Genomic DNA, 23812 nt, shown 5'->3' on the forward strand with positions numbered 1-23812 from the left:
TTAAACAAAAACTAAGTCATACTATTGTCAGTAATGAAAAATGGAATTTATATCTAGTAAGGAGAGATTGATGAATGGTTTTTAAGGTTTTGTATCAGGAGCTTGCACAAGAAGTTCCTGTACGTGAACGTACAAAAGCTTTGTACGTAGAAGCAGAATCCGAGCAAGAAGTACGAACTAAATTAGTAGAAAAGAATATCAATATTGAATATATTCAGGTGTTAAATGAGGAACACTTAGAATACGAAAAACAAAATGAAGATTTTCAAGTGGAGAACGTTTAACGTATGAAGTTTGTTAAAAATGACCAAACGGCCGTCTTCGCACTAGGCGGACTCGGTGAAATTGGTAAAAACACATACGCCGTTCAATTCCAAGATGAAATTATCCTCATTGATGCTGGGATTAAATTTCCAGAAGACGAATTATTAGGAATTGACTATGTCATTCCTGACTACACTTATTTAGTTCAAAATGTAGACAAAATTAAAGGCCTCTTTATTACACACGGCCACGAAGATCACATCGGCGGTATTCCCTACCTGCTTCGAGAGATCAATATTCCGATCTATGCCGGTAAGCTAGCTGCCGGACTTATTCGTAATAAGCTTGATGAACATGGTTTATTGCGTAATACAAAAATGCATACTTTTGACGAAGACGATGTGATTAAATTCCGCAAAACATCGGTTTCTTTCTTCCGTACAACGCATAGTATCCCTGATTCTTTTGGAATCGTTGTTAAAACACCACCTGGAAACGTCGTTCATACAGGTGACTTTAAATTCGATTTCACCCCTGTTGGAGAACCAGCGAACATTGCGCGCATGGCGGAAATTGGAAAAGAAGGCGTTCTTGCACTATTGTCTGACAGTACTAATAGTGAAGTGCCAGGCTTTACAAAGTCTGAACGTGTAGTCGGCCAAAGCATTAATGATATCTTTTCACGAGTGGACGGCCGCTTGATTTTCGCGACATTTGCATCTAACATTTACCGTTTACAGCAAGTCGTTGAATCAGCCGTAAAATTCAATCGTAAAGTCGCGGTGTTTGGCAGAAGCATGGAGTCTTCTATCCGTATCGGACAGGAATTAGGCTATATTAAAGCTCCTAAAGATACGTTTATCGAAGCGAATCAGATTAACCGTCTTCCTGCCCACGAAGTAACGATTTTATGTACAGGTTCTCAAGGTGAACCGATGGCGGCCTTATCAAGAATCGCTAACGGCACCCACCGTCAGATTCAAATTCAGCCAAAAGATACAGTCGTGTTTTCCTCTTCCCCAATCCCTGGTAACACGATTAGTGTCAGCCGTACAATTAATAAGCTGTACCGTGCCGGTGCTGAAGTCATTCACGGACCGTTAAACGATATTCATACTTCCGGACACGGCAGCCAGGAAGAAATGAAATTAATGCTTCGCCTGATTCAGCCGAAATATTTCATGCCGATTCACGGAGAGTACCGCATGTTAAAAGAACATGTGAACTTAAGTGAAGACTGCGGCCTTGATCCGGAAAACTGTTTCGTTATGGATAACGGTGATGTGCTCGCATTAGGCAAAGATGAAGCGATGATTGCAGGTAAAGTTCCTTCTGGATCTGTTTACGTCGATGGAAGCGGTATTGGCGATATAGGAAATATCGTATTAAGAGACCGACGTATCCTGTCTGAAGAAGGTCTCGTTATTGTTGTCGTAAGCATTAATATGAAAGAATTTAAGATTGCTTCAGGACCAGACATTATTTCCAGAGGATTTGTTTACATGAGAGAATCTGAAGACTTAATTAAAGAAGCTCAGAAGCTTGTCAGCTCCCACGTTGATAAAGTAATGCAGCGCAAGACGACCCAGTGGTCTGAAATTAAAAATGAAATTACGGATACGATTGCTCCGTTCTTATTTGAAAAGACGAAGCGCCGCCCAATGATCCTTCCAATCATTATGGAAGTGTGATAAATAGAAAAAATCTCGCTCGATGATCGAGCGAGATTTTTTTATTTTTCTACCATAATCGTTTGATCGATTCCTTCATGTCAGGGAGATCTAGGTCGCCATGTTCAAAGAAATTTTTAATAATATACTTCGAGTAATTCGCCGCAGATTGATAGTCAATGTGTCCCGGCAGCGGAGCTTGATCTTCGACTACGACATCGATAATCGCCGGCTTATCAGATAGAAACGCCTGTTTCATTTTTGTACTTAATTCATCATAGGACTGTATTCGATATCCTTCTCCTCCGCACGATTCGGCAAATTCGGCAAAATCCATACCGCCAAGCTCCGTTTCATATTCAAGGTGCCCCATCTGAGCCTGTTCATATTTGATCAATCCAATTTTACTATTGTTAAGCACAATCATTTTTATCGGCAATTTATACTTAACCGCTGTCGAAAAGTCCTGCATGACCATGGAAAATCCGCCATCTCCGCTGATTCCAATGACTTGGCGGTCGGGATATGCAATCTGGCTTGCGATCGCACCCGGCAGTCCACTGCCCATCGTTGCCAGCCAGCCGGAAATAATAAACTTCTGATCGACTAAAGGTAAATAGCGGGAGACCCATACCGTGTTATTTCCGACATCTGCAGAAATGATCGCTTTCGGCTCCATGACTTTTTCTAAATGATATAAGACTTGAGGCGCGCGCAGGGGATCCTCAGTTGATCTCTTTTCTTCCTGAAGCGCGATGCTCCATCTTTTCATCTTCTCCTGATACTTGGCTAGAAACTCATCGGAATGAGGCCTTGTAACTTTTTGTGTCAATTCAATTAACGTTTCTTTTGCGTCGCCGGCAAGTCCGATATTTATAGGATAGTACTTGCCTAAATGGGCCGGTTTATTGTCAATCTGAATCGCTTTAACATTATCAGGGAGAAAATCACGGTAAGGAAACTGAGTGCCGATTAAGATAAGCAGATCGCATTCCTTCATCGCGTGATAAGCCGGCTTTGTCCCAAGCTGTCCTGTCTGCCCTAGAACGTAAGGATGGTGGTCTGGCAGTATTCCTTTACCGAGCAGGCTGAGGATAATGGGAGATTTCATTTTTTCTGCAAAAGAGATAAGCTCTTCCCTCGCGTTAACAGCTCCCTGGCCGGCTAGAATTAATGGCTTCTCCGCCTGTTCCAAAAGCTCGGCGGCTTCTTCTATATGGGCATTTTTGGGCTGTATTCCCGGCTCATAGTAGTCACCTGATCTCAGTTTCACTTGATTGTTATTGATCTTACTGAACAGATCGTCGGGCACAACCAATACAGAAACACCTTTTTGAGCGTAAGCTTCTCTGATCGCCTGGTTTAGCAAGTCAGGCAGCTGCTCCTCTGTCTGGGCTCTCTTGCAATACACTGCCACATCATCAAACATTTTTTCTAAGTTTATTTCCTGAAAAGCTCCGGTGCCTACCAGTTCACTATCCACTTGTCCGACAATGGCTAATACGGGGGCACTGTCAGCTTTTGCGTCGTACAGCCCGTTTAAAAGGTGAATACCGCCAGGTCCTGCTATAGAAAGGCAGACACCTAAATTTCCTGTCAGCTTCGCGTAGGAAGAAGCCGCCAAGGCTCCAGTCTCTTCGTGCCTGACCTGCACAAATCTAATCTCTTCCTGTCTTTTTCTTAAATCTTCTACCAATTCATTAACAGAATCACCCGGAAGGCCGTAGACATGATCTACTCCCCAATTTATAAGTAAATCGATTAAGATTTGACCTGTTCTTTTATCACTCAATGACGTCCACCCTCTCATTTCTAAAAATATCACTTCCTCAATTAATTTCCTTAAACAAGCCGCTCTAAACCTTCCTATTACCAAGCATTCTTTATTATTAAAAGACGATGTTATTTGACAGAACAAGCAAAGACTTAGTGAGGTTTCTGCTGATAATCGTTTAGAACAAAGGCTAAAAGTGCCCTGGTAGACACGAAACGCATAAGCAAAACGGCCGGAGGAAGGTGGCCTTCCCTTTCCGCAGGGCGGATGGCTTATGACGCGAGTATCTGGATGCTGGAGCTGGATGTCGCTCTTTTAAACCTATATAAACAGCTTGGAATTTTATAATTTCCTCGACAATAAAAAAAGACTTATTACCACCTTGCCGGGCAGTAATAAGTCTTAAACGATTACGTGGCATGGGAGTGAATATTGCAACACCAGCTAAAAAACGAGCGATCCGAGACATCGCAGCACGGGCTTTCGATTTCCTGAGATAAGGCTCTAATCTTCTACGACTAGATTTTTCTCAAAACGGCTGATGTCTTTATCCGCTCCAATAACGATCAACACATCATTCTCTTGTATTCTTTCTGTGGCCATAGGGGATACGATAATATCTTTGGCACGCTTAATAGCTACGACGTTACAGCCGTATTCCGCGCGGATATCAAGTTCCACAAGCGTCTGGCCGCTCATCTTGTCTCCTGCTTTTACTTCCACTACGCTATGATCGTCTGATAACTCAATATAATCGAGAATGTTATTAGAAATAATGTTGTGGGCAATCCGCTTTCCCATGTCTCTTTCCGGGTGGACAACGTGGTCGGCGCCGATTTTATTTAATATTTTTTCATGATAATCATTTTGAGCTTTCACAGTAATCGTTTTGATCCCTAATTCTTTAAGCATTAACGTGGTCAGCATACTCGCTTGAATATTATCACCGATCGCTACGATCACGTGGTCAATGTTTCTGATCCCCAGCTCTTTTAACACATGTTCATCTGTCGAATCAGCAATTACCGCATGGGCGGCTATATCTCTAAATTCATTTACCTTATCTTCATCTAAGTCAATAGCCAGAACTTCCATGCCTTCGCGGCTGAGCTCTCGGCAGATGCTTCCGCCAAAGCGTCCTAAGCCGATTACAGCAAAATCTCTCTTCATATGTCCGCCTCCAACATTCTATAAAATCTATCGTTATTTTATCACACTCTTTATAGAAAACTCCAAAAAGAAAAAAGGAAACGGCTGATCAGCCGTTCCCTCTATTTGTTTCCCTTTACGTAATCAGCGTCGAATAAGAAGAGACGCATCAGCAGATACAATGATGGGATGAGTAAACACAGGCCGCCGATAAAGGCAATGATCAGCGTTATCCCCATTGTTTCATTTGTCGCTCCGCTCGTGAGCGTAATGTAAGGCTGAAGAATGTACGGCAGGTGAGACGCTCCATAGCCGAAAAAGGCAAAAAAGAATTGAAGCATTACCGCCACAAAAGCCCAGCCATAGAATCTCTTAACATATATTAAGAGTACCGCAATTATAAAGAATGCGACAGATAGACCGAACACCCACCATAAGTCAATCGCCTTTTGGTAGTGCTCAGGGTTGTGCTGACTGAGTGCGATAAACGTAGTTAAACTGGCAATAATCGTTGGAGAACTCCAGAACAGGGCATATTTCCTTACCTGCTCTAAAGCCGGCTGGTCATTCGCTTTTGAAGCATAATACGTAAGGAACATTGAACTAATATACAGCACGGAAACGATCGCAAGAACCACAACACTCCAGGAATAAGGGCTTGTAAAAAGTTCTCCATACAAAAGCCTCACACCATTGGCCGATTCTTCTATAAAGCCGCCTTCAGAAATCGTTAAAGTTGTAGAAAGAGAGGCAGGAATTAACAAGCCCGTTGCCCCATATAAAAACATATACAAATGGTTATCTTTTGAACCATAGTTTTCAAACGCGTAAAACGACCCTCGAATAGCTAGCAGAACGATCGCGATGCTTCCTGGTATTAACAAGGCCTGACCGTAATAATAGGCAGAGTCCGGAAAGAAACCGACAATCCCGACAAAGAAAAAGACGAAAAATACGTTCGTTACTTCCCACACCGGGGATAGATACCTTGAGATTAACTGATTCATAATATGATCTTTCTTTGTCACTTTAGCATAATACGCATAAAAACCTGCGCCAAAATCGACCGAAGCTACAATTAAATAGCCATAAAGGAAGAACCAGAGCACAGTTATGCCAATATATTCATAGCCCATTATTGATCACCCTCCTTTAAAGCGGCAGCTTCATCAGGATAACGGTTTTCAAACTCTGCCTCTGCCGGATGGTTTTTAAACATTTTACGGAGGACAGTAATACATCCTGAACCAAGGATAGTATATAAACCGATGAACAGAATGAACATAAGACCGACATGGTCAGAGGTTGTTGCCGCTTCAGAGACTGTCATGAATCCTCTTAAAATCCACGGCTGACGGCCTTCTTCAGCAAAAATCCAGCCAAATTCGATCGCTAGCATGGCCAGCGGTCCGCTTACGGCAATTCCCCAGAGCAGCCATCTATTTTCTTCATTCCATTTTTTCACCTTCCAGAATAGGAGAAATAAAGCAGATATCCCGAGTAGATAAAAGCCGATGGATACCATTAAATCAAACATGTAGTGAATCCATAACGGCGGCTGCTCATCCACTGGTGTTTCATTTAGTCCTTCGACTTCCGCGTTAAAGTCCCCATGTGCTAAAAAGCTTAAAGCTCCCGGCAATTTTAAAGCTGCCTGGGGCTCATTATTCTCATCCAGATAGCCGAACAGAACCAGATCTGCTCCTTCTTCTGTTTCAAAATGCCATTCCCCGGCAGCCAGTTTCTCCGGCTGGTATTCAGCGAGAAATTTCGCGGATAAATCACCCGCTACCGCTGTCAGCAGGGCAAAGATAAACGTAGCCGTTACAGTTAGTTTCAAGGCTTTCTTGTGGTATGCAGAGCCTTTTTTCTTAAGAATCATAACTGCGGAAATCGTCGCTAAAATGGCAGCCGATGTTAAGTAAGCCGAGGATACGACGTGAAAAACTTTAGTCGGAGTAGCCGGGTTAAACATTGCAGCCAGCGGACTAATCGCTGATACCGTATCCCCATCTAGCTCAAAGCCCTGAGGAGTGTTCATAAAACCATTTACAGTCGTAATGAAAAATGCGGACATCGTTGAACCGAGAATAATAGGAATTGACAGCAGCCAGTGATAAATCGGCTTTTTAAACCGATCCCACGTATATAAGTAGATCCCCAGGAAGATAGCTTCAAAAAAGAATGCAAAAACTTCCATAAACAGAGGCAGGGCAATCACATTACCTGCAATCTGCATAAAGTTAGGCCACAACAGGGAAAGCTGAAGACCGATTGCTGTACCTGTTACAACTCCCACAGCGATAGTTACTGTCATACCGCGGGTCCAGCGCCGTGCCAGCAGCTGCAAATGCTGATCTTTCTTTTTAATACCAATAAGTTCGGCAATAGAAATCATTACAGGAATTCCTACGCCTACCGTAGCAAAGATAATGTGAAAAACGAGTGTTAAGGAAGTAAGAAGCCGGCTCATTAATACCGGATCGTCAAAGAACATAATTATTCCCCCAATTACATAACAAGCTGAAATACTCATCACCAATTATAAAACGTGATAACGGTTCCTTTTCCCCAGAGACATGACGATTTTGTGACAAACTTCACAAAGTCAAGATTTAATGTAATCTTACCTAATAATAAGAAAAATGTCGATTAAATCGACCTGTACTATAGACCTATACCACAATCCGCACAAAAAAATGCCGCTGTTTAAACACAGCGGCTATTAAATCGCATCAAGCATCTGAAATTGGGCTTTTACTAATTCAAAGTATTCTCCTTTTTGTTCCATCAAATCATCGTGAGATCCGTGTTCAAGTATTTTTCCCTGCTCAAGAACATAAATCGTGTCGGCTTCCCTAATGGTTGAAAGCCTGTGAGCGATAATAATCGCCGTCCTTCCTTTAAGCAGGCGTCTAAGCGCATCCTGAATCTTCATTTCTGTTTCTGTATCTATGCTTGCTGTTGCTTCATCTAAGATTAATATTCGCGGATCTGCAAGCAATGCTCTTGCGAATGAAAGCAGCTGCCGTTCTCCAGCTGAAAGGATGCTGCCCCTCTCTTCCACTTCTGTTTCATAGCCTTTATTCAGTCTCTTTATAAAATCATCGGCACCGACAACTTTGGCGGCTTCCATAACTTCCTGATCTGATGCGGTCGGCCTCCCAAAACGGATATTCTCCATAATCGTACCTGAAAATATAAATGTGTCCTGAAGTACGACACTAATCTGCTGGCGCACACTATCAATCGTGACATCTTGTAAATTATGGCCGTCGATCTTAACCGCACCCTTTGTCGGGTCATAGAAACGGCTGATCAAATTAGCAATCGTTGATTTGCCAGATCCAGTATGCCCAACGAGAGCCACTGTTTCGCCTGATGGAATGTCAATGTTGATGTTATGCAGGGCAATCCGCTTATCATCATAAGCAAACTGCACACCTTCAAACTCAATATGGCCTTGCATGTCTTTTAACTCTTCCGCATTTTCTTTCTCTTCAACGTTAGGCTTTTCATCTAAGAATTCAAAGATCCTCTCAGAAGCCGCCATTGCCATGAGCAGCTGATTATACATCTGTCCCAGTCGTGAAATTGGCTCCCAGAACATGCCGAGGAAAAAAGCAAAAGTAACAAAGGTACCGTTTGTAATGTCTCCCTGTAAAATTAGAAAAGCACCGTAGGATATTAAAATTACCGTACCGACAGCATTGCACATTTCAACAAACGGACGAAACATCGCACTTTTTCTAGTCGCTACATTCCATGACTGGAAGTTATCTGTATTCACTCCGTCAAAGTACTCGGAATTCTCTCTTTCCTGTGAAAAGGATTGAGTGATTCTAACTCCCTGCAAACTTTCATTTAAATGGGAGTTCAGCCGCGACTGCTGGATACGAACCTGCTGCCAGGAACGCCTGATGTTCCGGCGCAGCTTTGTAGAGATATAAAACATAATTGGCATAATCACAAGAATTGCGATCGCAAGCTTTGGACTTAGCGCAAACAGAATCATGATAATTCCTGTCAGCATAACGATATCCATCAGGACATTAATAATACCATTTGTGAAAAGCTCCTGCAGGGAATTGATATCATTCATAATCCTCACAAGAATCGATCCTGCCGACCGCTTATCGAAAAAGTTATGGCTCAAGCGCTGCACGTGAGAAAATAAATGCTGGCGCAAATCGTAAATAACGTTTTGACCGAGAATGTTTACATATTTGATGCGCAGTACATTGGCCACATAGCTTAACAAGTATAGAACCGCTATGCCTATAACGAGCTGTATGAGCAGGTTATTGTTTCCATCGGCGATGGCTATATCAATTGCCACCTTACCGATTAAAATTGGAACAACCAGCCGAACGAGCGTGGATATGAGCATTGCAATAATCGATACCGGTATCAGTGTTTTGGCATACGGTTTTACATATTTTAGAAGCCGAAGCATCTGTGCCCAGTTGAATGGTTTTTCAATCGCCTGGTCCTGGGTGTATTTAAAACGGTTTAAGTGCTTATTTGTTTCAGGCACATGTTTTGGTTTTCGGGCCATTGGCTCTCCCTCCTTACATTAAATATTAGCTGAATTCATGATTTTCTCTTTATCCTGGTACTGAATATCATAAATTCTCTGATAAGGTCCGCCATTATGAAGAAGCTGATCATGACGGCCCCTTTCTAGGACTCTGCCATCTTCTAAAACAAGAATTTCATCAGCGTGCTTTAATGAAGAAATCCGGTGAGCGATAATAAACGTCGTTCTTCCTTTCATGACCTCTTTTAAAGCAGTCTGGATCTTAAATTCAGTTTCCATATCTACAGCTGAAGTCGCATCATCCAGCACTAATATCGCAGGATCTATTAAAATAGCGCGTGCAATCGCAATTCTCTGCTTTTGCCCGCCGGAAAGCCCCATACCCCGTTCTCCAAGCAGCGTATCGTAACCGTCAGGCATATCCATGATAAACTCATGGGCCTGAGCCCTCTTGGCTGCCTGTTTCACATCTTCTATTGTGGCATCAGGGTTTCCATAAGCAATATTTTCTTTAATCGTAGTTGAAAATAAAAACGACTCCTGTAGAACGAATCCAATATTTTTTCTCAGTGTTTTAAGACCATAGTCAGCTACAGGCTTTCCATCAACCAATACTCTGCCTTTTTCCGGCTCGTAGAACCTTGTGATCAGCTGAGTAATACTCGTTTTACCAGCACCGGTAGCACCGATCAAGCCTACTGTTTTCCCTGGCGGGGCATCAAAGCTGATATCATTTAAAGCCGAGTCATCATTTTCTGTATAAGTAAGCGTGACATTTTCAAAAGTAACATGCCCCAAAAGCCGATCCTGTACGATGGCCCCTTCTTTCTCCTGAATATCTTCAGGAGCATCTAATATTTCGAGTAAACGCTCACCTGAAGCTTTAGACTGGGAGAATAAGTTGATGACAAACCCTAAGTTCATCAGAGGCCCGAGGATATACCAGACTAGACTGAAGAAGGCGACTAACTCCCCTAACAGAAGAGATCCATCGACTACCAGATAACCTCCGTAGGCAAGCAGTGCGACGACACAAACATTGCCTATAAACTCCATGAGCGGAAAATATTTCGCCCATATATTTGAGGTATTAATGTAGTTCGTACGGTAATGCGCACTGCGGTCAAGAAAACGTCCCACTTCAAAATCTTCACGCGATAAGGACTTTACAGTATTCATTCCGCTGATGTTTTCCTGAACCCGTGTGTTAAGCTTTCCAAACGATTTTCTTATTTTACGGAAAGCCGGATGGACACGGCGGTCAAACTGAAAAACGACAGCCCCTAAAAACGGCATCGCTGCCATCGTTACTAGTGCGAGCGGGATGGAATAGTAAAACATGACGGATAAACTGATTACAATCAGCAGCGTGATACGAATAAGCTCCGAAAAACCCATGGCAAGAAAGAAGCGAAAACCTTCTACATCTGCCGTGAGCCGGGACATTATATCGCCTGTCTTCGCATTATCATAATATTTAAAAGGAAGTCTTTGGAGCTTCTTATAAAGCTCATCGCGCAGCGTGTAAACAGATTTAATACCAAAGAATTCCCCTAAATACTGATGAAAATAAGTAGCGATTCCTTTAATAATCATAAGTATGATAAAAACAGCGCTGATGTATGGAATCAAGTTATACCTTTCCTGGCCAATCACATCATCGATCGTAATTTTGAGCACCACTGGGTATGTGACCGTGATCCCTGTTACAAAAAGCAAAGCAAACAGTGACCAGAAAAAATACGATTTAAAAGGCCAGTAAAACGATTTCAATCTTTTAAATACATCCATTTAGGTTTCCCTCCCTTTCTTTTAACGTAATTATTAATATATCGGGTATCGAAATAAATTACCACCCATTTGACTGAAATTTTTAAAAAATTTGAAGGAAAAGCAAAATTTATCTTCATCTGCGAAAATTTGAGTTTTTAATGCATGAAACGCAGCTCTTTTTAGATAACGCAAAACAGTTATACCTATGTATGCGAAAGTACTAGCGTTCCGTTTACGGAAAATGGAGATAGGGTCTGGGGAAACGATTCGCTCTCCATGGGCAAACTGAAAAAATCTAAAAACAGAAAAAAAGCTGACGAGTAAATCTCGACAGCTTTTTGTATCGTTCATTATTTTGTGTTAACACCGAGCACACGGTTTACACGCTTGCGAAGCATTTTCATACCGCCGCCGCCGGCTTGGAAGTGACGAAGATTTCCCTCTTCATCAAATACATAATAAGCAGGCACGTACTGGTTTTCAAATGCATCTGTCAAAGCATGTGCGTTGTCCACGTAGATTGGCTGAGTAATGCCGTGTTCCTCAGCTACTTCTTTAATCTGATCAAGATCTAAATCTTTTTCAGAACGAGGCATGTGAACGGCAATTACGTTTAATTCGTCACTGTATTCATCTCTGAACTCGTTAACGTTAGGCATCGCTTCTTTACAGAGCCCGCAGCTGACAGACCAGAAATGAATAAGAGTCGGCTTGCCGCCTACTAAATCTTCTTTAGTTAAAGGTTCACTGTTCAACCATTTCGTAGCTTCTGGCAATTCTGGCATAGGTGATCTTAACTTCATTCTATTTCCTCCTCGTATCATCCATTTCAATGGAAAAAATGGTCTAACGTGAAAGTTAGACCATTTCATACCTATTTATTTAAGGAAGCTATTATAGAGTTTCTTGACCTGGCTTCCAGTTTGCTGGGCAAAGCCCGCCAGTTTGAAGTGCTTGAAGTACACGTAGTGTTTCGTCTACGTCACGTCCAATGTTATTGTGGTTAACTACTTGATACTGAAGCTCACCTTCAGGGCTGATGATGAATAGTCCGCGTAGTGCAACACCTTCATCTTCGATTAGTACACCGTAGTCTTTAGCTACTTGGTGGTTTGTATCAGCCGCTAGAGAATACTGAAGGTCACCTAGACCGTTATCTTCACGGGAAGTATTGATCCAGGCTAAGTGAGTGTGGATTGTATCAGTAGATACTCCAATTACTTCTGCATCTAAATCTTCGAATTCATCGAAGCGGTCAGATAGTGAAGTAATTTCCGTTGGACATACAAAAGTGAAGTCCATTGGATAGAAGAATAATACTGTCCACTTATCATTTTTCATGTTCTCTTCTAGAGATACTTTACCAAATTCTTTGTTAGGAAGCACTGCGTCCATTTCAAAGCGTGGTGCTTGTTTTGCTACCATACGTTCTGCCATTAAGAATCCCTCCATATGTTTTTAAACATTGTTCAACATTGATCAACCATCACACCCAATAGTATAACGAGAATTTTAATTATAGTCAATGTTAAATTACAATTAGTTTAATCTAGGTTAATTTAAATACCTCGTTACTAATATGGGCAATGTCACGTCCTATTAAACATGATCAAAAAGCTAATGTAAAATGATATGCTTTTATCAATTTCGACAGGAAACGGCAGCTGTTGTTTTTTTCTTATTTTTCTTGGTACCAGGTACCGTTACTTTTTCTCTCTTTTTCTCTCGGTACCTGGTACCGTTATTTCGAATCGACTTCTTTTTGCAAAAACCAGCAAATTATTGAAACTACCTTCACCTTTCCGCTATGATGTGAAGGAAACATTGTTGAAAGGAGTTCGTTTATGAATTTATTTGAAGAAGGATTTGAATTTAATATCACGGTACTAGTGGAATGGATGATTACTGCTGGGTTAAAGATCCTTGTGATTTTAATAGCCTTCGCAATTATCGGGCCGCTCGGCAAAAAAGCAATCAGCGCCGCCCTTATTCGAATGGGAAAACAGCGTAAACTTTCAGAAGGGCGCACCAAAACGTTAGAGAAATTATCGGTAAATATTTTCGCTTATACCCTTATATTTGTTCTTATCATAATGCTGCTTGGAGCTGTCAATATTAACATCGGACCACTGCTCGCCGGCGCAGGTATCGTGGGACTTGCTATTGGCTTTGGTGCTCAAGGCTTAGTATCAGATATTGTAACGGGATTCTTTATTCTTCTTGAACGCCAGGTAGAGGTCGACGATTACGTAACTACCGCAGGGTATGACGGAATTGTTGAAGAAGTAGGAATCAGGACAACAAAAATTAGAAGTTTTGATGGCACTTTAAATTTTGTGCCAAACCGCTATATTGAAGGCGTGAGCAACCACTCTCGAGGCAATATGCAGGCCCTTGTGGATATTGGAATTGCCTATGATGAAAATATCGACGAAGCTATGACCGTCCTTAAAGGGGTAGCTGACCGTTTCCAAACGGATCCTCGATTCGTTGAAGGACCTGACGTACTTGGGGTTCAAAGTCTCGGTGAATCTGAAGTGGTTATTCGTATTCTTGGAAAAACGAAGAACATGGAGCAGTGGGGCGTTGAGAGAGATTTGAGAAAAGCAATGAAGGAAGCGTTGGAGGAAGCTGGAATTGAGATTCCATACCCTCACCAAATATTCGTAAGTAAAACAGAAGAATAATACAAAAAGTCCAGCTATTTTCGCTGGACTTTTTTATATTACAGCTTGTGAAGAGCTGCTGCTACAAGATCGGCTCCTACCTGCAACGCTCCTTCGTCCGGCTTAAGCTGCGAGTGGTGTAACCCGGCAGCTGAGTCTACACCGAGCCAGAACATAAAACCTGGTATGTCCCTTAATATATATCCAAAATCTTCACCGGTCATCGCTGCGTCTGCTTGTTTATAGTGATATCCTTCCTCTTTGGCAATGAATGAAAACTTCTCTACCGCGTGTTTGTCATTAAATACTTGGTAATAGTTCGCTCCGTAGTCAATAGAAATCTCACAGTCATTGGCAATTTCAACGCCTCGAGTAATCTTTTCAATCTCCTGTTTAACTTCCTCCATCGCTTTAGGCGACATCGTACGGATGGTACCTTCAAGCCTTGCTTCTTCGGCGATAATATTCTGTACAGTACCTCCCGTAATCTTACCAACTGTGATCACCGCACTGTCTAATGGATTAACCCTTCTCGCGACAATTTGCTGCAGCTGTGTAACTAACGAGCTTGCAGCTAAAACCATGTCCTTCGTATGGTGCGGATAGGCTGCATGACCGCCTTTTCCTTTTAAATCAATAAATAGTTCGCTTGTGTTAGCGAACAGCAGGCCTGGTTTTGATGAAACCGTACCTACTGGGAGTTCCGGGGCAATGTGCAAGGCAAAAATCGTATCGGGCTTCCAGCGTTTCATAGGCTCTGAAGCAAGCATCGGCTCTGCACCCCCAGGCCCCTCTTCAGCCGGCTGAAATAAAAACAGCACGTTGTTTTCGGCCGGACGACTTGCCAGTTCCTTAAGAGCAGCTAGCGCAATCGTCATATGAAAATCATGCCCGCACGCGTGCATCCTTCCTTGGTGCTCAGAAGCGAAGTCGTATCCCGTATTTTCGGTAAGAGGAAGGCCGTCCATATCTGCCCGGTAGCCAATTGTTTTTTTGGGATTTGTTCCTTTTATATAGACAAATATTCCGGTTCTCCACGTCTCAACAGTCAGGTGCGTTTGCGGGAGGTCTTCAATAAATTGAAGCAGATACGCCTGTGTTTTTACTTCCTGAAACCCGAGCTCAGGTATCCTGTGCAAATCTCTTCTAATTTGAGTCAGCTGTTCTAATTTCATTGGATCCTCCGTGTGCAATAAAGACCTTGCTAAAAGTAAGCAAGGTCTTATTGCATTTCTATTTAGTTATCTAGTTTTCTTAATTCTTGTTTGATTTCTGTTTTGGATTTCGTCTGATCATCAATCTCTTTGATCACTTTAGCAGGAGTTCCGGCAACAAGTGTGTTGGCTGGCACGTCTGCTGTAACGATCGCTCCTGCAGCTACCACGGCACCTTCTCCAACTGTTACTCCTTCAAGAATAACAGCGTTCGCTCCAATGACAACTCCGTCTTTAACAACGACAGGCTTGGCAGATGGCGGCTCAATCACGCCGGCAAGGACAGCTCCAGCACCGATGTGGCAGTTTTTACCTACAGTTGCACGTCCTCCAAGCACAACGTTCATATCGATCATAGTGCCTTCTCCAATAACAGAACCGATATTAATGCTTGCTCCAAGCATGATAACAGCACCGTCACCGATTTCTACTTGGTCACGGATGATGGCACCCGGCTCAATACGTGCATTTACTTTTTTAAGATCAAGCAATGGAATCGCGGAGTTTCTGCGGTCATTTTCCAGTACATAATCCTCAATTTGATTGCTGTATTTCTCTAAAAGCGGTTCGATGACTTTCCACTCACCGAAAATAACACCTGTATCTTCAGTGATGAAATCTTGAACCCCTTCCCCGAAATCAATTCCAGAAAGGTCCTTTCCTTTTATATAAACCTTCACAGGTGTTGACTTTTCACTGTTTGAGATAAAAGAAATAATCTCGTTTGCATCCATTTGTTTCATATGTATCCTCCTCTACAAGTTAAGTTACCACCTTTACTTTATCAAAGCCGATAATATGTGACAAGCTACGACCCTCTAGGAAGCCGAAAAATTAGCAGCAGGCTTATTATTGCTAAAATAAGTAAGCCAATATAGACATTATGAAGCCCTGATGTTAAACCATCTTTAAACACGTCCATCGTCGTTTCAGTTAATTCGCTTCTCGTATTCTCATCTAATAGAAGATTCACGGAATCAACGGTATAGTCCCCGTCTACATTTGCATCTTCAATTTTTGCCTGAATTCTATTGTTAAGAATTCCACCAAACAATGCTGCACCGACAGCACTGCCAAGAGTGCGCATAAACATATTCGTTGCAGTCGCAATTCCGCGTATTTTCCAGTCGACCGACTGCTGGATGGAAACGATAAACGACGTGCTTGAAAGCCCCATTCCTATCCCGATAAATAAAGAGCCGGCTGCAGCAAACAGGGGGCCTTTTTCCGGAGAGAGCATTGTAAAAAGGAGCGCTCCGATGATTAACGAGAGGCCGCCGAAGATAGAAGTGAGCCGAAAGCCGATCCTAAGCAGCAGCCGTCCTGCGAGAGTAGCGGCAATCGGCCAGCCAATCGACATAGTCGTTAAGGTGAAGCCTGCCACTGTTGCAGATTGTTCCATAACACCCTGGACAAATGCCGGCAGATAGCTGGATACTCCAATCAATATCATCCCGGTCGTCAGTGAGGTTAAGTTCGCATAGCGAATGGCCGGACTGCTCCATAAGCGAAGCGGTATCATAGGTGATTCAGTACGGCGCTGAGAATGGATAAATAAACCGAGACTTACCGTAACAACACCAAGAAGGGCGGACATAGCCAGCGAAGTCCACGGCACTCTTACGCCGCCTTCGACTAAAATAAACATTAAGACACTTACGGTTAACGTTAAATAGAGCGACCCTTTGATATCCACCGTGTTTGTTTCTCTGTTTTTGTTTTCTTTAAAAAAGATTAAAATGCCGAACAGCGCCAGCAGCCCTAAGGGAATATTAATCCAAAAAACGTACGGCCAGCTGAGCACATCCACAAACAAGCCGCCAATTAAAGGTCCTGCTACTGCGGATATCCCCCACACGCTTGATAAATATCCTTGAATTTTCGCCCGCTCTTCTTTCGTATAAATATCTCCTACAATCGTTGTTGCAATCGGCATAAGAGCACCAGCTCCTAATCCCTGGACAAAACGTGCGCTAATCAGCACAGCCATCGATGGAGAGAGAGCAGCGAGCACTGATCCTATTAAAAAAAGCGATATGCCTATCATAAAAATCGGTTTTCTCCCGAATTTATCAGATAGTTTTCCAAACATGAGCACGGTAGCCGCATTCGTTAATAAGTAAGCCGAAAAGACCCAGCTGTAAAAACGAAAGCCTCCGAGGTCAGCTACAATACTCGGCATGGCTGTTGATACAATCGTAGCTTCCATCGCTGCTAAAAACATAGCCAGCATTATCGATCCCAATACAAAACCCCGCTTCATTCCATCACCTCTAAACTTCCCCGTTTAAAGACATAGGCTTACGCTAAAAGAAGAGCGAATCTGATCTCTTTCGCTCATCTCGCAGCCCTGTGCCATATTTAAAGCCAAAAATAAAGAAATGGCGCCCGCTACAGGCGCCATTTTTGATTCTATCAAGAAATGACCGTTTCTCTTACGCTCGCTTCCAGATTTCGTGATAATACTTACTGAACTGTTTTAAAATCGTGCGTCTTGTAATAATCCCGTCAAATTCACCTTCATCATTTGCGACACAGATAAACGGGTGGTCAATCAATTTGTGCAATGCATCAATCATTGAATGCTCTCTTTGTAAACAAGGTACGCTATTATCCATAACTTTTTCTACAGTCATATCGTTTAAATGGTTTAATTCAAATTGCTCAATCCCGAGGGTCTCTTCCAGGATCATTGATTTACTAATAACTCCTTGAAACTTAAATTTAGCATCTAAAACGGGCACTGCGGAATATCCTGATTTCAACAATACGAGCAACGCATGATCTAGTGGATTCCCTATTTGTACATGAGCAACTTTCTCCGCAGGTATCATTAATTCTTCTACCTTTGGAAAGTCCAATTCTTCACTCTGTACGCTTATCATCACTCATTCACACTCCTTTAAATCCATTGCTGAAGGAGCTAAGAAACGCTCGAACACATACATTCCTATAGTAACATACTTTCATTGTCCATAGAAATGTATTCTCCAAAATTTTCTTGCTTCATCATCCTTCGTTCACCTTTTTCTACCCATATTAATATAGTAATTAAACCACTATTATCGTCGATTTCTTTATAAATTTGCCGATTAGGTCTATACTGTTTCTAATGAAAAGTTTGGGGCTGATAATAAATGATGACGCACACTTTTTCCAAAAGAGAAGAAATAGCCAATGCCGTTACGCATGGTATTGGAGTCCTCTTAAGTATTGCAATGCTCGTATTATTGATCGTCTACGCCAGCTTAGAAGGAACAGCATGGCATATTGTTTCAGTATCTATTTACGGAGGAACGATGGTGCTGCTCTATGTGTCCTCAACGCTCGTTCACAGCTTTCCTGCCGGTAAAGCAAAGGACCTGTTTGAAATCTTTGACCATTCGGCCATTTACTTATTTATCGCCGGAACCTATACGCCGATGCTGTTAATCCCTTTACGCGGAACGCTTGGCTGGACACTGTTTGGGATAGTTTGGGGAATGGCCATTCTCGGGGTTATCTTTAAAGTGTTTTTCGTAAAAAGGTTTGTCGTCTTATCGACCGTTTTTTATGTACTGATGGGCTGGTTAATTATTTTAGCGTGGGGGCCGCTGACAGCTGAGGTGCCTGCGGCTGGAATTACTTATTTAGTGGTCGGCGGAGTTTTATATTCGATTGGGGCTGTTTTTTATGTATGGCGAAGCTTCACTTATCATCATATGGTCTGGCACTTGTTCGTATTAGGCGGATCAATATTTCATTTTTTCACTATATTTTTCTACGTTATTTAAGCAAGGCTGTCCTAAAAGTCTAACCACTGACTTGTCGGGGCAGCTTTTTATTGTTAAAGCTCATTAAATGGAAACTATTGTTGATATCTAATAAGAGAGGCATGGAAAACGTATCCCTTTGTCGCGGACGAACGACAGAGCTTCCTCGCGAAAACTAGCTGCGGAGTCTCGGATCGCCGTTTTCCATGCTTTTTTAGTCAATAACAATGCAACTGACACCGTCCTCTATTTTAATAAGAGAAATCTAAAAAGGAAATTTGTTCAGCCATTGGCCCCCGTCGAGTGTCACAACTTCGCCATTCATATACGCCGCTTCCTCAGACAATATGAAGCGCGCTAATCCGGCAATTTCTTCCGGAGTTCCTAACCTTCTAAGCGGAACAGAATTCAGCGTCCGCTTGGCTGCAGCTTCTGACTGGAACAGCTTATCGGCCCCTCCTGTTCGTTCTATTGGGCCTGGGGCAATCGCGTTTACCCGAATTCCGTATTTACTTCCCCACTCCACAGCGAGCGTACGGCTCATTGTAAGCACTCCGGCCTTAGCGGATGCTGAATGAACGACTCCTGCGCCGGCTCCCCAGGCATACGTCGCCACCATATTTAAGATTGATCCTTTAATATTATTGTCGATCCAATACTTCCCTACAGCCTGGCTGCAGTAAAACGTACCATTTAATACAATATTAATGACAGAGTTCCATCCGTTTGGTGAAAGTTCTTCAGCCGGCACGATGAAATTACCTGCCGCATTGTTTACTAAATGATCAATCGTTCCGTATGTATGTACGGTTTGTTCAACCATTCTCTGCACTTGTTCTGGTTCTCTTACATCCATATCGATCAGGAGAAGGCGATCTTCCCTGTCTTTTGCAATTTGTTCCCTTGCCTGCTGCAATCGTTCAAGACTGCGGCCGGTAATGGCAACTTTCGCCCCTTCATTAAGGAACCTCTCGGCCATATGCAGACCCATTCCGCTTGAACCTCCTGTTACGATGATGACTTGATCTTTCATAATATCATTCCTCCCTTTTATTAAAATTCCATAAAAAAAACTGAATTCCTGTTCATTTTTCAAAATATTAATAAAAAAAGATAAAGATGATATAATAGCTTTGATCAGAAAGACTCTGTTAAACTACCATTTTGATAATTATAGAAAAGTAAGGAGTTCTGCGAACGAGCGCTTCTCCCTTCTTTTTTTATGAAAAATCCAAATAAAACAGCCAGAAAAGGGAGGAACACCATTATGATTCTGACTAGGCGCAGCTTTTTGAAGAAGATGCTCTACAGCGGGCTGGGTCTTCTTGGTTTATCAGGCGGTGGTTATTACTATGCCCGTTATATCGAGCCGGATATGCTGAGGAAACAAAGTTACATACTAAAACATCCGAAGATTCCTTCCTCCTTTGACCAATTGAAAATCGTACAGTTCTCTGATTTGCATTTAGGCTTTAATTACAGTCTCGAGCAGTTTCGAGAGCTTGCGAGAAAAATCCAGGCTGAATCTCCTGATCTAATCCTGTTTACGGGAGATCTAGTGGATGAGCCGCAAACCTATCATTTTTCCGGGGAACTCCCGGCTATTTTAAACGAGCTCAGTGCACCTCTGGGCAAGTATTGGATCTATGGAAATCACGACCATGGCGGCTATGGAACAGAAACCCTTCAAGCCGTAATGACGGATGGCGGTTTTACGGTGTTGAAAAATGACGTGAAGGCGATAGAGAAAAACGGAGAACAATTTGTATTAGCCGGCTTGGATGATATTATGCTTGGCTCACCTGATATCAATGGAACGCTCGGAAACATAGATGTAAACCAATTCACTCTTTTACTCGTCCACGAACCAGATATCGCTGATGTGATTAAGAAATACCCGGTCGATGTTCAGCTTTCCGGGCACAGCCATGGCGGACAGGTGCGGCTCCCTTTGATCGGCTCAATGATTACCCCGCCTTATGGAGAAAAGTATGTGGACGGTAAACATGCGATCAGTGATCAATTAACGCTCTACATCAGCCGCGGAATTGGAACCACTCGAATGCCTTACCGCTTTTTATGCCAGCCTGAATTCTCTGTATTTACATTACAATCCACCCCTTAACATTTCATCTGTCACAGAAATGTTAAGGGCTTCTTACTTTAAACCGTGATACACTAACTTAAAGGCTTACATCGGAGGAAGATTTATGAAATTATATGCAGCAATTATTCTATTAAGCCTGGCCCTGCTTAGCGGATGCGGCTCACCAATCGAAGAGAACATGTCCCGCGAGGTCGATCCATTTACAGCTACCAATCAATCACGTGAGGTGGTGAACCTTCCGGATGATCTCGAAGGCAAGTATTGGGTGGCTAATCACATTTTCACACAGTGTGACACGGTCTGCCCGCCGATGACGAACAATATGGCCCGCCTGCAGCAGCTGGCAAAAGAAGAGGATGTAGAAGTCCACCTCGTATCCTTTTCTGTTGACCCGGAATATGATACGGAAAATCGGCTGACAGAGTTTGCGAAGCAGTTTAATGCCGACTTTGATAATTGGGACTTCTTAACAGGCTACGCCTTTAAAGATGTCAAAGAATTATCGATTAAATCCTTTCAGTCCCCTTTAAAAAAATTAGAAGGAACCAATCAAGTAGCTCATGGAACTGCGTTCTATTTAGTAACACCTAAAGGAAAAGTGATTAAAAGTTATGATGGCACAAAAGCAGCGGAAATGACTAGTATTGTCGAAGACTTGAAAAAATTACAATAAAATACATTTTTCCTTTGCAAAAATTTCCCTTCTTCGGTAGGATGGAATAAAATTCAAGAAAGGAGTCTGGCCATGAAAAATATGGATGTTTCCAATCGAGAGCTTGCCGAGTCCCTTTTTATCGTCAACCGTCATGCAAAGACAGCCCCGGAGCCTCAGCATCTGTATGAAATAAAGAAGAAAGCCATATCAAAGCTTCTCAAAGAAAATAAAGCCAAAAAGATTGGTCTGCATTATTCAGACCATCCGAAATATAGTAAACAGCACTCCACACTTCTTATCGAGGTGGGAGGATACTACTTTCACATCCCCGCAGAAAAGAAAGATTTTGAGCAGCTGGAGCATTTAGGCCGTGTCGACCAGTCTTACCGAAACCCTAAACCGAAACTCTCCCTATCGCGAGCCAAAAAAATCTTATACAGCTATCTAGGCTGGAACCCGCAGCGAAACACAGTGGCTGCAGGAGCCCGTCAAAGCCCGCCATCCTTTTTAGGCCAGCAGCACATCACTCCATGGAACCAAAGGCAGAAAAGAAGGTAGGACACGCTTGCAAAGGTTTTAGAACAGGATAAAAAAGGTAAACAGCTATCAGGAGGGTGATAGCATGACGATGAATGCAATGGAAGACTTTCTCTACCACTTACACAAATATGTAGAAGCCGGCACAGAAATGAGATCTTCATATGAGCATTTAACAGCAGCAGAAAAAGAACGTGTGAAAGAAGCCCATCCATTTGGGAGAAGTCCGGAAGATATTTCGAAGGATGTATATAAGTGGCATGACACCTTATTTGACAAAATGGATAAAACGACTAAATAAACAAGGAGCCTTTAACGGGCTCCTTGTTTATTTAATGTGCCTAATCCACAGTATTAAAGACGAGGGAAAAACTGCCATTCTTAGAATGGTAGTTAAGCCACTTTTCGCTTATTTCTTTTGAATAGTTTTTGTGTAACTTTACGGAAGCTTCTAAAGAGCACTATACCTGCTCCATAGGAACTGATCGCAAGCAGGCTGATCGACCAGAAATAATCAGGCAGGACAGACTGCTGATTTACCATCGCATAACGGTCAATAAACTGCAAAAATACTACGGCCAGTAACAGGCTTCCTAAATAACTGAGCAGCGTACTCCAGTTCTTGGCCATCGCCCATTCGAGAAAAGGACGAAACACCCACATACAGGCCGCTACTAATAAGAAGACTAACGCAAATAAAAACTGCCAGGCTTGCAGTCCAAATATTTGCAGAAGATTGGGGTCAAACCATTGAAATAAAGAATCCATGAATGAGAAATTAAACATGACTTAAAAAATCCCTTTCCCTTTGTTTTCCATCAGTTTAGACGCCTGTTCTGGTTTTTATACAGACCTTTCCAATCCCACTTCAATCCTTCCGTTCGGTTACAGAGGCCGAAGTTCGTTGTTTTCTATGTAAGTATCCACAGTACTAGGAATTGTCTTGCTGTACTCTCTTAATGCCCAGCCAACCGCATTCTCAATGCTGCTTGAGAATACTCGTGCGGTGAACCCATAGATTACAAGACCTTACCCATTTTTTCGTTATGGGAACTAACAGCTCGGGATACTTTTTATAATATTCTCTGAACAACCTTTGATGCGATCATATCTACGATATCCCACCAGGGGTGAAGATACAGCAGCTTCTTATAGACTCCGATTCCGGAAAGAAGAACCTTTTTCTCATCCCGGTCTAAGACAGCCAGTGCGGTCATAGCACTCTCTTTCCTCTTCTTTATATAGAAGAAAAGCGGCTGCACTTCTTTTAGTAAAAGTATGGTTCTTATATTTCTTTAAAATTTCCCGCAGGATCTTTAGGCCCTCAGGTCTCTTAATTTTGAAGAAGGGATACTGATTTCTCATTTGCTGCTCCATCGGTTTTCTGTTGAATGCCTGCCTCTTTTCTGAAAAAGCTTTAATAATAGCTTGATGAAGGTCTCAGCTCCGTTTCATAGGCACACTTCCTTTTTAGTAGCTTCTCCCATTAAAATAAAGCAACCACGCTATGCGGTTGCTTTTCTCCTGTGATATGATCAGTTTATCATTCTATTTTTTTCTTTTGGGTTCAGCCTTTTTTTATCGATCAGGTCATCTATTTTATCTAAAGCTTGCTGGTCTTTTAACAACTCTTCCTTGTTCTGGCTGACAAGCTCTTCAAATGTAGGCCGGTTTGGTCTCATGATCAAACTCCTTTCGCAGTTGTACATTT

25 protein-coding genes are annotated in these 23812 nt (G+C 42.4%); 8 read left to right on the forward strand and 17 right to left on the reverse strand.

Features of this window, described 5'->3' with window-relative positions:
• Positions 1-74 precede the first annotated feature (74 nt).
• Together HUS26_RS07800 and rnjA are read left to right on the forward strand one after the other, a co-directional pair.
• Complete coding sequence (locus tag HUS26_RS07800; RefSeq protein WP_173916618.1) at positions 75-284, forward strand: DNA-dependent RNA polymerase subunit epsilon; 210 nt, start codon at positions 75-77, stop codon at positions 282-284.
• A 3-nt stretch (positions 285-287) separates the two neighbouring features.
• Positions 288-1955 carry a ribonuclease J1 gene (gene rnjA / locus HUS26_RS07805; RefSeq protein WP_173916619.1) on the forward strand — a complete coding sequence of 556 codons (1668 nt, stop codon included), beginning with the start codon at positions 288-290 and terminating at the stop codon, positions 1953-1955.
• A 49-nt stretch (positions 1956-2004) separates the two neighbouring features.
• Here rnjA and HUS26_RS07810 read toward each other — a convergent pair whose 3' ends face one another.
• The 8 genes from HUS26_RS07810 to HUS26_RS07845 form a co-directional block, all read right to left on the reverse strand.
• Entirely contained in the window at positions 2005-3726 is a 1722-nt protein-coding gene (locus tag HUS26_RS07810; RefSeq protein WP_173916620.1) for a pyruvate oxidase, read from the reverse strand.
• 486 nt (positions 3727-4212) lie between these two features.
• Entirely contained in the window at positions 4213-4878 is a 666-nt protein-coding gene (locus HUS26_RS07815) for a TrkA family potassium uptake protein (protein ID WP_173916621.1), read from the reverse strand.
• Positions 4879-4979: 101 nt separating this feature from the next.
• Positions 4980-5993, reverse strand: coding sequence for a cytochrome d ubiquinol oxidase subunit II (locus HUS26_RS07820; protein WP_173916622.1), 1014 nt, complete (start codon positions 5991-5993; stop codon positions 4980-4982).
• On the reverse strand, positions 5993-7354 hold the full coding sequence (locus HUS26_RS07825) for a cytochrome ubiquinol oxidase subunit I (RefSeq protein ID WP_173916623.1): 1362 nt from the start codon (positions 7352-7354) through the stop codon (positions 5993-5995). Before HUS26_RS07825 ends, HUS26_RS07820 begins: the two co-directional genes overlap by 1 nt.
• Before the next feature lie 228 nt (positions 7355-7582).
• Complete coding sequence (locus HUS26_RS07830) at positions 7583-9415, reverse strand: ABC transporter ATP-binding protein (protein ID WP_173916624.1); 1833 nt, start codon at positions 9413-9415, stop codon at positions 7583-7585.
• An 18-nt stretch (positions 9416-9433) separates the two neighbouring features.
• On the reverse strand, positions 9434-11188 hold the full coding sequence (locus HUS26_RS07835; RefSeq protein WP_173916625.1) for an ABC transporter ATP-binding protein: 1755 nt from the start codon (positions 11186-11188) through the stop codon (positions 9434-9436).
• Positions 11189-11520: 332 nt separating this feature from the next.
• Positions 11521-11973, reverse strand: a complete 453-nt coding sequence (locus tag HUS26_RS07840; protein WP_173916626.1) for a redoxin domain-containing protein — start codon at positions 11971-11973, stop codon at positions 11521-11523.
• Between the two features lie 91 nt (positions 11974-12064).
• Complete coding sequence (locus tag HUS26_RS07845) at positions 12065-12607, reverse strand: peroxiredoxin (protein WP_173916627.1); 543 nt, start codon at positions 12605-12607, stop codon at positions 12065-12067.
• A 407-nt stretch (positions 12608-13014) separates the two neighbouring features.
• Here HUS26_RS07845 and HUS26_RS07850 point away from each other — a divergent pair, with 407 nt between their 5' ends.
• Positions 13015-13857, forward strand: coding sequence for a mechanosensitive ion channel family protein (locus tag HUS26_RS07850; protein WP_173916628.1), 843 nt, complete (start codon positions 13015-13017; stop codon positions 13855-13857).
• 38 nt (positions 13858-13895) lie between these two features.
• On the opposite strand, the gene HUS26_RS07855 is transcribed toward HUS26_RS07850, so the two are convergent.
• The 4 genes from HUS26_RS07855 to cbpB all read right to left on the reverse strand — a co-directional run bounded on the left by HUS26_RS07855 (position 13896) and on the right by cbpB (position 17935).
• Complete coding sequence (locus HUS26_RS07855) at positions 13896-15011, reverse strand: N-acetyldiaminopimelate deacetylase (RefSeq protein WP_173916629.1); 1116 nt, start codon at positions 15009-15011, stop codon at positions 13896-13898.
• A gap of 62 nt (positions 15012-15073) precedes the next feature.
• Complete coding sequence (gene dapD, locus HUS26_RS07860) at positions 15074-15793, reverse strand: 2,3,4,5-tetrahydropyridine-2,6-dicarboxylate N-acetyltransferase (protein ID WP_173916630.1); 720 nt, start codon at positions 15791-15793, stop codon at positions 15074-15076.
• A 65-nt stretch (positions 15794-15858) separates the two neighbouring features.
• On the reverse strand, positions 15859-17313 hold the full coding sequence (locus HUS26_RS07865) for an MDR family MFS transporter (RefSeq protein ID WP_173916631.1): 1455 nt from the start codon (positions 17311-17313) through the stop codon (positions 15859-15861).
• Positions 17314-17485: 172 nt separating this feature from the next.
• Complete coding sequence (gene cbpB, locus HUS26_RS07870; protein WP_173918782.1) at positions 17486-17935, reverse strand: cyclic-di-AMP-binding protein CbpB; 450 nt, start codon at positions 17933-17935, stop codon at positions 17486-17488.
• 252 nt (positions 17936-18187) lie between these two features.
• Here cbpB and HUS26_RS07875 point away from each other — a divergent pair, with 252 nt between their 5' ends.
• Positions 18188-18823: a hemolysin III family protein gene (locus HUS26_RS07875; RefSeq protein ID WP_173916632.1), complete on the forward strand. Its 636-nt coding sequence runs from the start codon at positions 18188-18190 to the stop codon at positions 18821-18823.
• Positions 18824-19067: 244 nt separating this feature from the next.
• Here HUS26_RS07875 and fadH read toward each other — a convergent pair whose 3' ends face one another.
• Positions 19068-19835: a 2,4-dienoyl-CoA reductase gene (fadH, locus tag HUS26_RS07880; RefSeq protein WP_173916633.1), complete on the reverse strand. Its 768-nt coding sequence runs from the start codon at positions 19833-19835 to the stop codon at positions 19068-19070.
• Between the two features lie 234 nt (positions 19836-20069).
• Between fadH and HUS26_RS07885 the strand changes: the two genes are divergently transcribed.
• From HUS26_RS07885 to HUS26_RS07900, 4 genes are all read left to right on the forward strand, one after another.
• Positions 20070-20927, forward strand: coding sequence for a metallophosphoesterase (locus tag HUS26_RS07885; RefSeq protein WP_173916634.1), 858 nt, complete (start codon positions 20070-20072; stop codon positions 20925-20927).
• 85 nt (positions 20928-21012) lie between these two features.
• A complete protein-coding gene (locus HUS26_RS07890) occupies positions 21013-21582 on the forward strand; it encodes an SCO family protein (protein WP_173916635.1) in 570 nt (189 codons plus the stop codon).
• A 72-nt stretch (positions 21583-21654) separates the two neighbouring features.
• The gene (locus HUS26_RS07895; protein ID WP_173916636.1) at positions 21655-22122 is read left to right on the forward strand and encodes a YkyB family protein; all 468 of its coding nucleotides are present in this window, start codon (positions 21655-21657) and stop codon (positions 22120-22122) included.
• A 64-nt stretch (positions 22123-22186) separates the two neighbouring features.
• A complete protein-coding gene (locus HUS26_RS07900; protein WP_173916637.1) occupies positions 22187-22402 on the forward strand; it encodes a hypothetical protein in 216 nt (71 codons plus the stop codon).
• A gap of 92 nt (positions 22403-22494) precedes the next feature.
• Here HUS26_RS07900 and HUS26_RS07905 read toward each other — a convergent pair whose 3' ends face one another.
• The 4 genes from HUS26_RS07905 to HUS26_RS07920 all read right to left on the reverse strand — a co-directional run bounded on the left by HUS26_RS07905 (position 22495) and on the right by HUS26_RS07920 (position 23783).
• Positions 22495-22887, reverse strand: a complete 393-nt coding sequence (locus tag HUS26_RS07905; RefSeq protein WP_173916638.1) for a hypothetical protein — start codon at positions 22885-22887, stop codon at positions 22495-22497.
• 99 nt (positions 22888-22986) lie between these two features.
• The gene (locus tag HUS26_RS20205; RefSeq protein WP_173918783.1) at positions 22987-23121 is read right to left on the reverse strand and encodes a DNA alkylation repair protein; all 135 of its coding nucleotides are present in this window, start codon (positions 23119-23121) and stop codon (positions 22987-22989) included.
• Between the two features lie 53 nt (positions 23122-23174).
• Positions 23175-23318, reverse strand: a complete 144-nt coding sequence (locus HUS26_RS07915) for a DNA alkylation repair protein (protein WP_173916639.1) — start codon at positions 23316-23318, stop codon at positions 23175-23177.
• A gap of 318 nt (positions 23319-23636) precedes the next feature.
• Positions 23637-23783, reverse strand: coding sequence for an FbpB family small basic protein (locus HUS26_RS07920; protein WP_173916640.1), 147 nt, complete (start codon positions 23781-23783; stop codon positions 23637-23639).
• Positions 23784-23812: the final 29 nt, after the last annotated feature.

This window comes from Halobacillus sp. Marseille-Q1614 (assembly GCF_902809865.1).
Lineage (GTDB): Bacteria > Bacillota > Bacilli > Bacillales > Halobacillaceae > Halobacillus_A.

Coding starts and splice junctions, on each gene's coding strand:
- HUS26_RS07855 (WP_173916629.1), bottom strand. CDS start 15,011: ATGAAATTAGAACAGCTGACTCAAATTAGAAGAGATTTGCACAGGATA.
- HUS26_RS07865 (WP_173916631.1), bottom strand. CDS start 17,313: ATGAAGCGGGGTTTTGTATTGGGATCGATAATGCTGGCTATGTTTTTA.
- HUS26_RS07850 (WP_173916628.1), top strand. CDS start 13,015: ATGAATTTATTTGAAGAAGGATTTGAATTTAATATCACGGTACTAGTG.
- HUS26_RS07845 (WP_173916627.1), bottom strand. CDS start 12,607: ATGGCAGAACGTATGGTAGCAAAACAAGCACCACGCTTTGAAATGGAC.
- HUS26_RS07835 (WP_173916625.1), bottom strand. CDS start 11,188: ATGGATGTATTTAAAAGATTGAAATCGTTTTACTGGCCTTTTAAATCG.
- HUS26_RS07875 (WP_173916632.1), top strand. CDS start 18,188: ATGATGACGCACACTTTTTCCAAAAGAGAAGAAATAGCCAATGCCGTT.
- HUS26_RS07830 (WP_173916624.1), bottom strand. CDS start 9,415: ATGGCCCGAAAACCAAAACATGTGCCTGAAACAAATAAGCACTTAAAC.
- fadH (WP_173916633.1), bottom strand. CDS start 19,835: ATGAAAGATCAAGTCATCATCGTAACAGGAGGTTCAAGCGGAATGGGT.
- HUS26_RS07890 (WP_173916635.1), top strand. CDS start 21,013: ATGAAATTATATGCAGCAATTATTCTATTAAGCCTGGCCCTGCTTAGC.
- HUS26_RS07840 (WP_173916626.1), bottom strand. CDS start 11,973: ATGAAGTTAAGATCACCTATGCCAGAATTGCCAGAAGCTACGAAATGG.
- HUS26_RS07800 (WP_173916618.1), top strand. CDS start 75: ATGGTTTTTAAGGTTTTGTATCAGGAGCTTGCACAAGAAGTTCCTGTA.
- cbpB (WP_173918782.1), bottom strand. CDS start 17,935: ATGATAAGCGTACAGAGTGAAGAATTGGACTTTCCAAAGGTAGAAGAA.
- HUS26_RS07920 (WP_173916640.1), bottom strand. CDS start 23,783: ATGAGACCAAACCGGCCTACATTTGAAGAGCTTGTCAGCCAGAACAAG.
- HUS26_RS07905 (WP_173916638.1), bottom strand. CDS start 22,887: ATGTTTAATTTCTCATTCATGGATTCTTTATTTCAATGGTTTGACCCC.
- HUS26_RS07825 (WP_173916623.1), bottom strand. CDS start 7,354: ATGTTCTTTGACGATCCGGTATTAATGAGCCGGCTTCTTACTTCCTTA.
- HUS26_RS07820 (WP_173916622.1), bottom strand. CDS start 5,993: ATGGGCTATGAATATATTGGCATAACTGTGCTCTGGTTCTTCCTTTAT.
- dapD (WP_173916630.1), bottom strand. CDS start 15,793: ATGAAACAAATGGATGCAAACGAGATTATTTCTTTTATCTCAAACAGT.
- HUS26_RS07915 (WP_173916639.1), bottom strand. CDS start 23,318: ATGACCGCACTGGCTGTCTTAGACCGGGATGAGAAAAAGGTTCTTCTT.
- HUS26_RS07815 (WP_173916621.1), bottom strand. CDS start 4,878: ATGAAGAGAGATTTTGCTGTAATCGGCTTAGGACGCTTTGGCGGAAGC.
- rnjA (WP_173916619.1), top strand. CDS start 288: ATGAAGTTTGTTAAAAATGACCAAACGGCCGTCTTCGCACTAGGCGGA.
- HUS26_RS07895 (WP_173916636.1), top strand. CDS start 21,655: ATGAAAAATATGGATGTTTCCAATCGAGAGCTTGCCGAGTCCCTTTTT.
- HUS26_RS07900 (WP_173916637.1), top strand. CDS start 22,187: ATGACGATGAATGCAATGGAAGACTTTCTCTACCACTTACACAAATAT.
- HUS26_RS07885 (WP_173916634.1), top strand. CDS start 20,070: ATGATTCTGACTAGGCGCAGCTTTTTGAAGAAGATGCTCTACAGCGGG.